The 13,670-nt window shown below is 58.9% G+C and carries 16 protein-coding genes; 7 read left to right on the top strand and 9 right to left on the bottom strand.

What is annotated here, in order from left to right; genetic code table 11:
- Window positions 1–3 precede the first annotated feature (3 nt).
- The gene (locus SPHFLASMR4Y_RS09620) at window positions 4–462 is read right to left on the bottom strand and encodes a nucleoside deaminase (protein ID WP_089133348.1); all 459 of its coding nucleotides are present in this window, start codon (window positions 460–462) and stop codon (window positions 4–6) included.
- 163 nt (window positions 463–625) lie between these two features.
- Here SPHFLASMR4Y_RS09620 and rpmB point away from each other — a divergent pair, with 163 nt between their 5' ends.
- Complete coding sequence (gene rpmB, locus SPHFLASMR4Y_RS09615; protein WP_089133347.1) at window positions 626–916, top strand: 50S ribosomal protein L28; 291 nt, start codon at window positions 626–628, stop codon at window positions 914–916.
- A 4-nt stretch (window positions 917–920) separates the two neighbouring features.
- Here the strand turns inward: rpmB and SPHFLASMR4Y_RS09610 are convergent, their stop codons facing one another.
- On the bottom strand, window positions 921–1,994 hold the full coding sequence (locus SPHFLASMR4Y_RS09610) for an esterase-like activity of phytase family protein (RefSeq protein WP_186265910.1): 1,074 nt from the start codon (window positions 1,992–1,994) through the stop codon (window positions 921–923).
- A gap of 102 nt (window positions 1,995–2,096) precedes the next feature.
- Here SPHFLASMR4Y_RS09610 and SPHFLASMR4Y_RS09605 point away from each other — a divergent pair, with 102 nt between their 5' ends.
- Genes SPHFLASMR4Y_RS09605 through SPHFLASMR4Y_RS09590 form a run of 4 tightly spaced genes read left to right on the top strand, consistent with a single transcriptional unit; the run spans window position 2,097 to window position 5,679 of the window.
- Window positions 2,097–2,804: a CoA transferase subunit A gene (locus SPHFLASMR4Y_RS09605; RefSeq protein WP_089133345.1), complete on the top strand. Its 708-nt coding sequence runs from the start codon at window positions 2,097–2,099 to the stop codon at window positions 2,802–2,804.
- Entirely contained in the window at window positions 2,804–3,763 is a 960-nt protein-coding gene (locus SPHFLASMR4Y_RS09600) for a hypothetical protein (RefSeq protein WP_089133344.1), read from the top strand. Before SPHFLASMR4Y_RS09605 ends, SPHFLASMR4Y_RS09600 begins: the two co-directional genes overlap by 1 nt.
- Window positions 3,764–3,765: 2 nt before the next feature.
- Window positions 3,766–4,407, top strand: a complete 642-nt coding sequence (locus SPHFLASMR4Y_RS09595; RefSeq protein WP_089134805.1) for a 3-oxoacid CoA-transferase subunit B — start codon at window positions 3,766–3,768, stop codon at window positions 4,405–4,407.
- 9 nt (window positions 4,408–4,416) lie between these two features.
- The gene (locus tag SPHFLASMR4Y_RS09590) at window positions 4,417–5,679 is read left to right on the top strand and encodes a serine hydrolase domain-containing protein (RefSeq protein WP_089133343.1); all 1,263 of its coding nucleotides are present in this window, start codon (window positions 4,417–4,419) and stop codon (window positions 5,677–5,679) included.
- On the opposite strand, the gene SPHFLASMR4Y_RS09585 is transcribed toward SPHFLASMR4Y_RS09590, so the two are convergent.
- Window positions 5,668–6,156, bottom strand: coding sequence for a nuclear transport factor 2 family protein (locus SPHFLASMR4Y_RS09585; protein WP_186265909.1), 489 nt, complete (start codon window positions 6,154–6,156; stop codon window positions 5,668–5,670). The genes SPHFLASMR4Y_RS09590 and SPHFLASMR4Y_RS09585 overlap by 12 nt on opposite strands.
- Window positions 6,157–6,158: 2 nt before the next feature.
- Window positions 6,159–6,965: a sugar phosphate isomerase/epimerase family protein gene (locus SPHFLASMR4Y_RS09580; protein ID WP_089133341.1), complete on the bottom strand. Its 807-nt coding sequence runs from the start codon at window positions 6,963–6,965 to the stop codon at window positions 6,159–6,161.
- Window positions 6,966–7,111: 146 nt separating this feature from the next.
- Here SPHFLASMR4Y_RS09580 and SPHFLASMR4Y_RS09575 point away from each other — a divergent pair, with 146 nt between their 5' ends.
- Window positions 7,112–8,698 (top strand): fatty acid--CoA ligase, encoded by a 1,587-nt coding sequence (locus SPHFLASMR4Y_RS09575; RefSeq protein WP_089134804.1) that lies wholly within the window; start codon window positions 7,112–7,114, stop codon window positions 8,696–8,698.
- Window positions 8,699–8,818: 120 nt separating this feature from the next.
- Window positions 8,819–9,562, top strand: a complete 744-nt coding sequence (locus SPHFLASMR4Y_RS09570; RefSeq protein ID WP_089133340.1) for an enoyl-CoA hydratase/isomerase family protein — start codon at window positions 8,819–8,821, stop codon at window positions 9,560–9,562.
- A gap of 12 nt (window positions 9,563–9,574) precedes the next feature.
- Here SPHFLASMR4Y_RS09570 and SPHFLASMR4Y_RS09565 read toward each other — a convergent pair whose 3' ends face one another.
- From SPHFLASMR4Y_RS09565 to SPHFLASMR4Y_RS09545, 5 genes are all read right to left on the bottom strand, one after another.
- Window positions 9,575–10,642, bottom strand: a complete 1,068-nt coding sequence (locus SPHFLASMR4Y_RS09565) for an NAD(P)-dependent alcohol dehydrogenase (RefSeq protein ID WP_089133339.1) — start codon at window positions 10,640–10,642, stop codon at window positions 9,575–9,577.
- A 103-nt stretch (window positions 10,643–10,745) separates the two neighbouring features.
- Window positions 10,746–11,504 (bottom strand): SDR family NAD(P)-dependent oxidoreductase, encoded by a 759-nt coding sequence (locus tag SPHFLASMR4Y_RS09560; protein ID WP_089133338.1) that lies wholly within the window; start codon window positions 11,502–11,504, stop codon window positions 10,746–10,748.
- Window positions 11,505–11,536: 32 nt separating this feature from the next.
- Window positions 11,537–12,322 (bottom strand): ThuA domain-containing protein, encoded by a 786-nt coding sequence (locus SPHFLASMR4Y_RS09555; protein WP_089133337.1) that lies wholly within the window; start codon window positions 12,320–12,322, stop codon window positions 11,537–11,539.
- Window positions 12,323–12,871 carry a VOC family protein gene (locus SPHFLASMR4Y_RS09550; RefSeq protein WP_089133336.1) on the bottom strand — a complete coding sequence of 183 codons (549 nt, stop codon included), beginning with the start codon at window positions 12,869–12,871 and terminating at the stop codon, window positions 12,323–12,325. It abuts the gene before it with no gap.
- Window positions 12,868–13,497, bottom strand: coding sequence for a glutathione S-transferase family protein (locus tag SPHFLASMR4Y_RS09545; protein ID WP_089133335.1), 630 nt, complete (start codon window positions 13,495–13,497; stop codon window positions 12,868–12,870). Before SPHFLASMR4Y_RS09545 ends, SPHFLASMR4Y_RS09550 begins: the two co-directional genes overlap by 4 nt.
- Window positions 13,498–13,670: the final 173 nt, after the last annotated feature.

The raw sequence follows: 13,670 nt of genomic DNA, 5'->3' as shown, positions 1-13,670 counted from the left end.
GCCTCAGTCCCGGCGGTTCCGGAAAAATTCCAGCAGCAGCTTGGCCGCGGCCTCGCTTTCTATCCCGGCATAGACATCGGGCCGGTGATGGCAGGTCGGCGCGTCGAAAAAGCGGACGCCGCTGTCCACGGCTCCGCCCTTGCTATCCTCCGTCCCATAATAGAGCCGGCGCAAACGGGCGTGGGCGATGGCGCCGGCGCACATGGTGCAGGGCTCCAGCGTGACCCAGAGGTCGCACCCGTCCAGCCGGTCATTGCCGAGAAATCCGGTTGCCTGCCGAATCGCGACCATCTCGGCATGGGCGGTGGGGTCTTGATCGATGCGGGTGCGATTATGGCCGCGGCCAATGATTTGGCCGGCCTTGACGATGACCGCACCGACCGGCACTTCGCCGACCGTGACAGCCGCGCGAGCCAGATCAAGCGCATCGCCCATGAATGAAGTATATCTTGCTGCCGTCATGCCGGTGGACTAGCGCGGAAGCGGCAGGAAGACCATAGGGAGCCGGAGATGGACCGGTTCGGGTAAAATGGGTCCGACATGCTTGACGCATGGCTCGATTATGGTTAGGTGACCGCTCTTTCCCGCTGGGAATCACTCAACAACAAGAAATTGGACTTTTACGATGTCGCGGATTTGCGAACTGACAGGTAAGACTCGGCTGGTAGGCAATAATGTGTCGCACGCCAAAAACCGGACCAAGAAGACATTTTTGCCCAATCTGCAAAATGTGACTCTTTTGTCCGATACACTCGGCAAGGGCGTGAAACTGCGGGTTTCGACGCATGGTCTGCGTTCGGTGGAGCATGTTGGCGGTCTCGACAACTGGTTGCTGAAAACCAAGGACGACAAGTTGAGCCTGCGTGTCAAACGCATCAAAAAGGAAATCGTGAAAAAGCAGGCCGCTGCCGCTTAAGCGATCATTCCGATTCGAACGTTGAAAAGCCGGGGCTCGCTCCGGCTTTTTCGTTTTGATCTTCGGGGCGGGATTGTTTGTCGCTGTCGTCGGCATCCAATAGCTGGAACTTGAAAAGCAGCGATTCCTGCAACGCGCTGAAATTGTCATCCGACGCGATCCAGACAATGATCTTTTCGCCGTCCCGCGTGACGGCAAGAGCCTCCATATTGTCGACCTTGACCGGTGGCTTCAACGAAGCGACCGGAACAGATGTGGCGACTTCCCCCGGCCGGAAATCAGCCAGGCGGGCAACAGACAATATGGCGGAAATTCCATCGAACGGGGTAAAGCGCCGGTGCAGCATCAGCGCTGTCCTGTCATCGATCAAAACGGCATCGGTCAATTTATATCCCTGGGGCCCCTGATAGCCCATAAGTCTGGCCTTGCTGTCCGGCTCCGATGGATCGCCGGTAAAGACCAGTGCCTGATAGCCACCACCGGAATATTCTGCCGATTCTGAAAAAACCAGAAAGCGGCCATCGGGTAAGCGCAGCATGGCCTCTGCGCCGCCATTGTCAGGCCATTTCTGCATTGCTTTCGGAAAATTCACCGACTCCTTGCGCGCGAGGGACGGACCGTAGCGCCAGATACTGTGCTGATGTTCGTAGCCGACCCAGAATTGACCGGTTCCGGGATCATGGAGGAAGGATTCGGAATCCCAGTTCTTCTTGGCATATTCATTGGGTGGGGCGGGCCCATCGGGGAGGGGGGCAATGAACGGCCGGAGCGCCTTATGCTTGGATTCGTCCAATGTGAAGCCGACCAGAGACCCGTTGTCACTGAGCATCAGAAAACGGTTGTCCGCCAGTGCCAGCATCGACGATATTCCGCCGAACTCGCCATTGTCGCTGCTTATTTTCCAGCCGCCCAGGAAGGCGAGGCGTCCGATCCGGGTCCGGCCGGGGTTGCGGGTGTCGAGCGCGACCGGTTCGAGCGCGATATACTGGCTGTCATTGGCCGGTGGTACGGGGCCGCGCACATAGGTGACCGGCACCAGAAAGAAGAACAGCGACAGGCAGGCAATCAGACGCAACATGAGACCGCGCATAACCGATTAGCGGCTTCAAACATATTCTATTCTGGACGGTCGTGCGTCTCCTGCGCTAGATGGCGGGCAACCAGTCAGGAAAGCATATTTATGAAAAAAATCTATCCGGATGCAGCGGCCGCTCTCGAAGGCCTTTTGTTTGACGAAATGCATCTCTGTGTGGGCGGGTTCGGCCTGTGCGGGATCCCGGAAAGATTGATCGACGCGATTCAGGAAGACGGGGTCAAGGGCCTGACCATCGCTTCCAACAATGCCGGCATCGACAATGAAGGTCTCGGCAAATTGCTGCGTTCGCGTCAGGTGAAGAAGATGATCTCTTCCTATGTCGGCGAGAACAAGGAATTTGAAAGGCAGTTTCTCTCCGGCGAGCTGGAAGTGGAATTCTGTCCGCAGGGCACACTGGCCGAACGGTGCCGCTCCGGCGGCGCGGGAATCCCCGGCTTCTATACCAAGACCGGGGTCGGCACGCAGGTGGCCGAGGGCAAGGAGCATAAGGAATTCGACGGCGAAACCTATATTCTCGAACGGGGCATTTATGCTGACCTCTGTCTGATCAAGGGATGGAAGGCGGACAAGGCGGGTAATCTGATCTTCCGCAAGACCGCTCGCAATTTCAATGCGCCAATGGCGACCGCGGGCAAGATCTGCGTTGCCGAAGTCGAGGAAATTGTCGAAGTGGGCGAGCTGGATCCCGACAGCATCCATTTGCCGGGCATCTATGTCAAACGCCTGATCTGCGGCGCGCCTTATGACAAGAAGATCGAATTCCGTATGACCCGGGAGCGCGAAGACGCCTGATGGCGCAATTCCGCCGGTCTCTCCTGATATTGACAGCGCTGCCGCTGCTCTCCGGCTGCGTTGCCGCATTGCTCCCGCTCGCGGCGCTGGGGACGATCGGCAAGCAAGAGATTGACCGGACCCAGGCGAAACAGGATCTGGTCGCATCCGGTGCGATTGATCTGGCAATGCCGGTGGGCTCCGTGACGATCGGTCTTGACGGCGATGGTGCGGCACCCATGTCCGTGCAAGATGACAGCTTCTCCGGACAGGGTGGCGCTTTCGAAATTGCTGAGCTTGATCGCGAAGAAGACGCTGCGGAGAGCGGCTCCGGCGAGGAAACTTCCCAACTTTTCCAGCCATCGGGCCCGGGAGGTTCGCCCTATGCCGATTTTGCGGCCCATGCCCTGAAACAATCGGCCAGGCTGGAAGCGGGAGAGGGCGTCGAATCGGTGGTGCTGGTTCCGCGCGTGGATATTTTCCAGCCCGAAACCATGGCATGCGAAGGCAAGCCCCTGGCGGTGCTGATCGATCTCGATGGCCCGGCCGGTGGCGATCTCATTAAAGCCGAAACGCTGTACCGGCAAAATGGTCTGGTGGAAGCGCTCAACCGTCTGCATTTTGCCGAGATCAGCGTGATCTGGCTGTCCGATCACCCGGCGGCTGCATCCGGGCGAATTTCGGCCATTCTCAACGAGGCCGGTTTTGCCCGTTCCGAAGCGGATGATTTTCTTTTCCTTGACCGTGGCGGGGAAGACCGCAAACAGGTTCGGCGCTGGGATGCAGCGCGCAATTATTGTATAGTCGCTATCGCGGGCGACGACCGCGCTGATTTCGACGAGCTTTACGATTATTTGCTGGAACCCGACGGAGCGATTGCGCTCAACCATATGTTCGATAACGGCTGGTTTCTGACACCGCCTCCGCTTGTGGAAGCGACCAGGGAGCCGATAGCCAAGCCAGATGACAAAGAAGGATGAATATGCCCTGGACTCGCGATGAAATGGCCGCTCGGGCGGCAAAGGAACTGCATGACGGCTATTATGTGAATCTCGGCATCGGTATTCCGACGCTGGTCGCCAACCATATCCCGCCCGGCGTGGAGGTCACCCTGCAAAGCGAAAACGGGATGCTCGGTATCGGGCCGTTTCCCTATGAGGACGAGATTGATCCCGACCTGATCAATGCCGGCAAGCAGACGATCAGCGAACTGCCGTCCTCAAGCTATTTCGGTTCGTCGGACAGCTTTGCCATGATCCGCGGCGGGCATATCGATCTGACCGTATTGGGCGCGATGGAAATCGCCGAAAATGGCGATATCGCCAACTGGATGATCCCCGGCAAGATGATCAAGGGCATGGGCGGCGCAATGGACCTCGTAGCGGGCGTGAAGAAAATAATCGTCGTAATGGATCATTGCGCCAAGGACGGCAGCCCAAAATTCATTCCCGAATGCACCTTGCCGCTGACCGGCGCCAATGTCGTCGACATGATCATCACCGATCTGTGCGTCTTCCAGCGGCCGGATCATGACAGCCCGTTCCAGTTGGTCGAGCTGGCGCCAGGTGTCAGCGCCGATGATGTGGCAGCGAAAACCACCGCCGCCTATGAAATCGCCCTATAAGTTCCGGACGTGAAAAAATCTCTGGCGCTGCTGTTCGGGCTGGCGGCCTTGTTGCTGTTGGGCTGGAACGGCTATCGCGCGCTGGTGGCGCAACCGGCCGGCTTCCCGGTAGCGGTGTCGTCGGTTCTGGAGCCCCGATACAAGCTGCCTGAAGATCCTGACGACTGGCAGGGCAGGATCGATTACCGACGGCTGGATCGTGATTTTGCGACGCTGACGGCGCAGCCGGAAATGGCTGGACTGGCGGTTGCTATCATCGAGGACGGGAAGCTCAGTTTTGTGCACAGCTATGGCGTGGTGGACAAAACCAGCGGAGAGCCGGTGACACCGGAGACGGTGTTCCGTTGGGCTTCGGTGTCCAAGGGGGTTGCAGGCATGCTCGCTGCCAAGCTGGCCACGGAAGGGGCAGTTGATCTCGACGCCCCGATCGGCGGGCGAATTTCGTCGCTGAGGCTGCCGGGAGGCGCGGAATCGCAGATCACACTGGCCCAGCTGTTGTCGCACCGCACCGGCCTTACGAAAAATGCTTATGACAGCAAGCTGGAGGACGGACAAAATCCGGCGTTGTTAAGGGGGCAGCTGGCGCAAGCGCCGCTGCAATGCGTGCCTGGCACCTGTCACAGCTATCAGAATATCGCTTTTGATGCGGCCAGCGAGATATTGGGCCAGGCGGCCGGGACGCTCTATTCGGACGCGGTTGAAAAGCGGCTGTTTGAACCCCTGGGCATGACGAGCGCGCGATTTGACATGGCGGGTCTTACCGGCGCGAAAAGCTGGGCGCGGCCGCATCGCGGGGATGACGTGCGCAACCTATCCGAATCCTATTGGCGGGTTCCGGCCGCCGCCGGCGTGAGCAGCAATATCGTCGATCTTGCCCGCTGGATGCAGGCGCAAATGGGCGAAAAGGAAAATGTCCTTTCGGCCAGCGAACGGGTGCTGGCCCACAGTCCGCTGGTCAAGACGGCGCGCGTCTATCGCGGTGAACTTGCCCGGGCGCTGCGCGATCCGGCTTATGGTCTGGGCTGGCGCAGCTTCCGCTATGCCGGTCGGCAACTGGTCGGGCATAGCGGCGCAGTCGACGGATTTCGCGCGACATTGATATTCGATCCGCTGGCCCGCACGGGCGTCGTGGCGATGTGGAACAGCGGCTACGGTCGCCCATTCGCTCTGCCCTTCGCGGTCCTCGACAGCTATTATGGTGAATCCACGCACGACTGGCTGGACCTGGCAAGCCTGTCGTCCCAGCCGGTTTTGCCGCGCTCAGACCCTTGAGAACCCGTCATTCTTCGTCGCGCGCAGCGCAGCGCGCTCGAACAGTCCGCGGTCGCCCATTTCCCATGTGACATTCAATGTGGTGCGGTGGATCAGCCAGCCATCGCCGCTGCGCTGCAGCTCATGGACATAATAGCCGCCAATCGAATGCATCTCGCGCAAATCACCGCTCACCAGATGATGGTGCGCGGCCATGTAGCAAGTGCAGCTTGCGCTATTGCCGTCGACAGTGATGACAAAATTGGTCAGCACATGCTGGGTCGCATCGAACGGTTCCAGCGTCGCACGGACGCCGGCGACCCAGTCGTCGGCCGACATGGCCAAGGCCGGTTCTCCGGACCAGCTGGAAAAGTCGGGGGTCATCCGGTCGGTGAAGATGGAGCGGTAAAGCGCCCAGTCCCGACGGTCTATCCCGGTGGCATAGCGTAGTATATGGTCGGTGATCCGGGCACGGTCGATCAGCTCGTCACTGGTCATGGTCATTTCTCCTCGGAAAAAAGAAAACGGCTCGCGGCGATGGCCTGGCGCGCCCATGATCGGGCGTCGTCCGGCGTGCGGGCGCGAAAGCACGGGACCTCGATATCGATGTCGACATGCGGGCCCAGCAAGCTGACAAGCTGGCGCAGGGGAAAGACACCCTTTCCGGGGACCATCCGGTTCATCGCTTCTTCCAGATAGTCATCTGACAGATGCAGGTCGGGACCGTCGCAGAGCTGGGCATAGCCGATGATGGCCGGATCGACGGTTCGCAATTGCTCAACAGTGCCGCCGGTGCGGAACAGATGGAGCGCATCGATCGCGATGGCCAGATTGGGCTGGTTGAGGCGGTCGTGCAGATCAACGGCCTTTTGCAGGCTATTGCAACCGGCGGCAAAACCGGTGAATTCCAGTCCGACATCGAGATCGTGCGCGTGAGCCAGGCTGCAAAGATGTGATAGCTGGTCTTCCGCGCGGTGCGGGTCGGTTTCGTGCACATGGCTGACCAGCCGCTTGGCGCCGAGCTCTGCGGCCAGCCCGATGGCAGGGAGCAGGTCAGCAACATCCTGCTCCGCCATCACCGGGAAATATTCCGCGTTGATGATGGCCACGCCATGGTCGCGAAGCAGATGCCTGAATGATGAAGCGGCGGCGGCGTCGACGACCGGAAACATATTGCGGCCATCGGCATCGAGCGGGGTGGCGGTGAACAGGCAGACACCGGCCAGTCCGGCATCGGCGGCAAAGCGGACAAGACCCTCCGGTCCGCCCTCCATCATGGTGATCTGATGCAATGCCAATGCGCGCATCGCGCAACTCTAGAACAGCACGAGCATCCGATGCCACTGGTTTCAGGGCTTTGCGGCTAGTCAATCTGCTAGCTGTATCATGGCGTTGCGTCTCTATGTATTCCATGGAAAAGCCGATCACAGAATCGCGCAAAGAGGACCATTGCATGACCGAAGAAGACATTATTTCCGTTGCCGATGTGGTGCGTTTTCACGCGCAGGAACAGCCGGATTCCGTGGTTTTCACCTTTGAAGGTGACGAAATGACCTATGCGGCGCTCGATGAAGGCAGCAGCCGGGCGGCGCAGGCACTGAAGGCGAAAGGCGTCGGCAAGGGCGACCGGATTGCCTATATGGGCAAGAATAGTCACCTCTATTTCGAAATATTGGTGGGCGCAGCGAAGCTGGGTGCCGTCATGGTGCCGGTCAACTGGCGTCTGGCACCGCCGGAAGTGGCCTATATCCTCAACGACAGCCAGGCCAAGATCCTGTTTATTGGCCCGGGTTTCGATGACCTGGTCCGCAAGATCAGGGGCGATCTGGAACATGTCGAGCTGATATTGGGCAGCGAGAAAGCCGAGGGAGAGTTCGACAGCTACCCGGCATGGCGTGACGGTTTCGATCCGATCGATCCGATGGTTCCCTGCGCAGAAGAAGATGATGCGCTGCAACTCTATACATCGGGCACGACCGGTCATCCCAAGGGTGCGATCATGACCAGCGGCTCGATTTTCTCCTCGCGCAGCTCCGGGGTCACCGAAGATGAGCTGATGGACTGGCAAAAGCCGATCCCGGGCGAGATCACCCTGCTCGCCATGCCCTGTTTTCATATCAGTGGCACCGGAACCGGCCTGACCGTGATGTTCACCGGCGGCAGCGCGGTTGTCTTGCCCGAATATGATCCGACCCAGGCGCTGGACCTGATCGAGAAATATACGATCTCGAAAATCTTCATGGTGCCGGCAGCGATCCAGATATTGCTCAACCATCCCCGCGCCAAGGAGGTCGATTTTTCCGATCTGCAATATATCACCTACGGGGCATCGCCGATTCCGCTCGAACTGATGAAGCAGGCAATGGATGTGCTGGGCTGCGGTTTCGTCCAGATGTACGGCATGACCGAAACATCCGGGACGATCACGACGCTCAATCCGGAAGACCATGACGTGAACGGCAACGAGAAGATGCGCTCGGTCGGCACGCCGTTGCCCGGTGTCGAACTCAAGATCATCGACCCCGAAACCGGAGAGACATTGCCGCCGCGCACGATCGGTGAAATTTCTACGCGGTCTTCAAAAAACATGAAGGGCTACTGGAACCGGCCGGAAGCGACAGCCGAAACGATTGATGCCGACGGCTGGCTGCGGACTGGCGATGCCGGCTATCTGGACGAGGACGGCTATCTCTATATCCAGGACCGGCTGAAGGACATGATCATTTCCGGCGGCGAAAATGTCTATCCGGCGGAAGTCGAGAATGCGCTATATGCCAATCCCAAGGTTGCCGACGTTGCGGTGATCGGTGTTCCCGATGAAAAATGGGGCGAGGCGGTCAAGGCCTGCGTGGTTGTCAAAAAAGGCGAGACGCTGACAGAAGCGGAGTTGATAGCCGACGCGCGGAACCGGATCGCCGGCTATAAATGCCCGAAATCAATCGATTTTATCGAGGCTTTGCCGCGCAATCCCTCGGGCAAGATCCTGCGCAAGGATCTGCGGGCACCTTATTGGGCAGGCAAGGACCGGGCGGTCAACTGACCGATAGAATATTATGGTTGATATTTTGCCGTTCGCCCTGAGCCTGTCGAACGGCAGTGCGCGTCGAGAGGTGCTTCGACAAGCTCAGCACGAACGGTATTTGAACAAGGGCGAATGGTTATGACTGACTTGGTATTGCGCGAAGACCGGGACGGTTGGACGCTGCTGACGCTCAATCGCCCGGACAAGCTCAATGCGTTGACCGTGGCCATGTTCAGGGAACTTCGCGATCATGTTTCCGATCTGCGCAAGGATGACAGTGTCGGCTGCGTGGTGCTGCGCGGGGCAGGGAAATGTTTCTCGGCCGGGCATGATCTCGGCGATATTGCCGAGGGCGAGGCGGTGCCGTCGCGCGGATGGCATTCCGAAACGCTGCGGATGCTGGAGAAACTACCCCAGCCGGTGATCGCTGCGGTCCATGGCCATTGCTATACCGGAGCGCTAGAAGTGGCGCTGGCGGCGGATTTCCTATTGGCGGCGGACAGCGCACGCTTTGGCGATACCCATGCGAAATGGGCGCTGACTCCGGTCTGGGGAATGAGCCAGCGGCTGCCGCGCCGGGTCGGCATCGCCACCGCCAAGCGGTTGATGTTTACCGCCGACATGATTGACGCCGAAGAAGCCGTGCGGATCGGTCTGGCGGAATATGCCGTGCCGCTCGCGCAGTTCGATGCCGAAATCGACGCGCTGGCGCAAAAGATTATCGCCAATTCCGGCTTCTCCCACGCGGCCAACAAGCGGCTTCTGGAAGCAACCGACGGCGGTCCGCTCGACGCAGGCCTGCAATGGGAAGTGATGGAAAGCGAAGGCCACGGTCCGGATATGCATCAGCGGATCGCAGCCTTCACCGGCAAAGGAAAATAGATCCGCTCGCGTCTAGGCGAGCGTCTCCATATCGATCACGAAGCGGTAGCGCACATCGGACTTTTCCATCCGGTCATAGGCAGTGTTTACATCCTGCATCGCGATTGTTTCGATCTCGGGGAGGATATTCTTTTCCGCACAGAAATCGAGCATCTCCTGGGTTTCCGCGATGCCGCCGATCCCCGAGCCTGTGAGAATGCGCCGTCCGAGCAGATGGCCGCTGTGCATTTCGGGCAAGGTGCCGATCACCCCGACCAGAACCTGCGCGCAGTCCACTTTCAGCAGCGGCATATATTGCGCAACCGGATGCGGCACGGGAATGGTATTGAGGATCATGTCGAAACTGTTCGCCGCAGCTTTCATCGCTTCGCGGTCGGTCGACAGCAATATGTCCCTGGCACCCAGGGCCTTGGCATCGGCCATCTTGTCTTCTGTGCGGGTCAGGACGGTGACGTCGGCGCCCATGGCGGCGGCGAGCTTGACGCCCATGTGGCCGAGGCCGCCAAGGCCGACGACCGCGACTTTGCTACCGGGGCCGACCTTCCACTGTTTCAGCGGCGAATAGGTGGTGATGCCCGCGCAGAGCAGGGGAGCGGCCGCGCCCATGTCCATGCCGTCGGGAATACGCAAGACGAATTCCTTGCGCACAACGATCTTGTCCGAATAGCCGCCATAGGTGGGGCTGCCATCACGGCGGTCGGTACCATTATAGGTGCCGGTCATTCCGCCATCGAGACAATATTGTTCGAGACCCTGCTCGCAATGGTCGCATTCCAGGCAGGCGTCGACCATACAACCCACGGCGACCCGGTCGCCTTGGGAAAAGTCGCTGACATCGTCGCCGACGGCGCGAACGTGACCGACTATCTCGTGACCGGGAAGTACCGGATATTTGCTCCCGCCCCAGTCGTTTCGTGCGGTGTGCAGGTCCGAATGGCAAATTCCGCAATGCGAAATCTCGATCAGCACATCGTCATGCCGCAGGCCGCGTCTGGTGAAGGAAAATGGTTCAAGCGGTTGGTCCGGGGCGTGGGTCGCATAGCCTTTGGCTGGATATGCGTTGGTCGGGCTATCGGTCATATCTGTCTCTTCCCATAAAAAAGGGTTCCAGCGATGAACCGGAACCCCTGATATAGTCTAGCGCCATCAATCATATCCCGCATCGGGAATGGATGGTGCCGGTTTAGAACTGGACGCGCTTGGTGAAGCCGCCGTCGATCACTAGATGCGCGCCGGTGGTGTAGCTAGACGCCGGGCTGGCGAGGAAGACGACGCTGCGGGCGACGTCATCGGCGGTGCCGAAATCACCCAGAGCGAAGCCGGCTTTCGTGCCTTCGTAAAATTCAGGCATGCCTTTTTCGATCTGCGACCAGTTGCCGCCCGGGAATTTGATCGGTCCCGGCGAGACCATGTTGACGCGGATACCCTTGGGGCCGAGGGCCTGGCCAAGCTGGCTGCCATAAGTGATCAGCGCGGCTTTCATCGCGTTGAAAGCCTGTGGTGCGACAAAGGTTTCGAAGGCTGCGGTGGAGGACATGAAGATCACGCTGCCATCGTCTGATTTTTCGAGATGCGGTTCGAGCACTTCCATCGCCTTGACCGCGCCGAGAATGTCGGTGTTGAAGGTGACTTCCCAGTCACCGGTCGCTCCGGCGCCGGAGGAGCTGACATTGTGGATGAAAATATCGCAGCCGCCGAGATCGCCTGCGGCCTTTTCCAGCCATTTGGCATAGCCGTCGAGATCGGTCATATCGAGCGCGTCGCCGATCACCTTGCCACCATGGGCTTCGAGTTCCTTTTTCGCAGCCGCAACCTGTTCGGCATTGCGCGAGAAAAAGGCGACATCCGCACCTTCCGCTGCAAAATGTTCCAGCGCTGCGCGCCCGAGGCCGCGGCTACCGCCGGTGAGAATGACTTTCTTGCCCTTGAGTCCTAAATCCATTGTCGTCTCCTTTATGTTTCGTGAAATCGGGGTTAGAATTTTGCTATGGCGGGTTCGCAGCTCCAGCCGATACCGCGCCGCAGCAGGTCATAGATGATCGGCTGCTGCCAGCCGGATCGATCTACCTCCGGCCACCAGTCGAGCACCGGCTCCATGTCATAATGGCCACGGCAGTGCCCCATGGTCAGATAGAGCACGGCGCCTTCGCCCATCCGCCGGATGTAGAAGACCGGATGGCGGCTCTTCTTGATATCGCTGTGGACGAAGCCGCTGATGTCATCCGTGCCATTATATTCGGTGTCGAGCAGGACATCGAGTTCGGCGCGGGTCTCGACCAGATATTGTTCGTCGACGGTTTCAAAGCTGGGGATGCCCTTGACCAGCGGGTGATCCGGCTGGGCGTTGTCGACGGTGAACGGAATGATCGGTGGATGGCTTAAAAAGCGCGTGCCGAGCGTGTCAGCGAAGACCGGCATCTCATCCGGGGCGTCGACCAGGCCATCATCGAGAAATTTGAGCACCGCATTGGTGCCATGCAGCGCGAAATAACGTCCGCCATTATTGACGAAATCCTGAATATTTTTCTGTGCCGCTTCGCTGGGTTGCAGGTCGCAGGTATAGCTGACCAGAAAATCGGCATTTCTGATCGCTTCGAGATTTTCATAATCCTCGAACACGCGGACCCGGATCCGGTCATCCTCGGCCAGAAGCTTCATCACTTCAAGCCGGGCATAATCGATATCGTGATATTTGCCTGCGGCGACCAGCACGCAGTGGATCGGTTTCTGGTCGGGGCGACGTTCTGGCGCTTCGCTCATCTATTCTTTTCCTATTACGGGGTTTGTTTTGCCATCCCAGTCGAGATGCATCTGGCGCATGGCGGCAAAGCCATCGAGGCCGGCCTGCGGAATTTGCAGATATTCTATGATCGTGCCGGGGCCGCCGCCATAATCGGCATAAAAGGCACCGCCGACACCGCCGGGCAGACTGACTTCCTGAATGACCTCGCCACCCGCTTCTTCGGTCAGTGCGCGGGCGTGCGCCAGATCGTCGACGACCAGACAGAGATGCTGAACACCCTGCAGACCTTTTTCCCGCCAGTCCTTGAACATCGACGGGGCATCATTGTTCGGGCGGATCAGTTCGACCTGAATATCGCCCCAATAGCCGATCGCCATGGAGAACTGGATATCCGAAGGCTCGCCGCGATATTTGACATTTTCCACCTCGACCTTTTCGGTGTGGAAAAACGGGCCGGCGCCCATTTTCTGGGTCCAGTAATCGAGCGCGGCATCATAATCCTCCGGCACATAGCTGATCTGCATGATCGTGCCGAGTTTGGCGAGAGAGGCTGGCTTGCTGCTCATTCGCTGTCCTGCCAGACTTTCGAGGATGGCCGCTCGCCGATGCGGTCGACAAATTTTGCCAGATTGTCGGTGCCTTCGGGCAGCGACCAGCCGACCGTGTAGCCGAACTGGATGAAGCAATAGGCGATAAGGTCCGCCATGGTGAACTTGTCCTGGCAGATATAGTCTTTGCCCTCGAGCTGCGCATCAAGCCATTTCCACCTGTTGTCCGCCATGCGCGACAGCTCGGCCGCGCCTTCGGCGCCGACGACATCCATCCGCGGTTCGAACATCGGCCGGCCGGCTCCGCCCCGGAACCCAAGGGTCATGGGAACGGCAATTTCAAGGTCAATCCGTCTTGTCCACATTCGCACTTCGGCGCGTTCCTGGGCGGTGGATCCGATCAGGGCGGGGTCGGGATGGGTTTCTTCGAGATATTCGGCAATCGCCATGATCTCGCTGAGCATGAAGCCGTTGTCGAGTTCGAGCACCGGCGTGGTGCCCAGTATATTCTTGTCGGCAAAGTCGGGCTGCCGGTTTTCCGCCGTGAGAATATCGATATGCACGCGCTCGACGTCGAGGCCCTTCTCGATAATGAACATGCGGATGAATCGGGGGTTGGGACCAAGGCTGGAATAAAGCTTCACGTGAGATTTCTCCTTCGGGGCGGATTCGCTTCCGTCTCTATATGATGTAAAGATACACAGGTAACCACCGGGGACTAACCTCTCAAAAACAACAGGCGATGCTGCCAGATTCACTAGTGGCCGAAGGGCCTGATTAGGCTATTTTGATCGAAACAAAGACGTTCAGTTTTCAG

This window comes from Sphingorhabdus sp. SMR4y (assembly GCF_002218195.1).
Classification (GTDB): Bacteria; Pseudomonadota; Alphaproteobacteria; order Sphingomonadales; family Sphingomonadaceae; genus Parasphingorhabdus.
The sequence above is the reverse complement of the archived record's forward strand: the minus strand, read 5'-3'. Positions and strand labels throughout refer to the sequence as shown.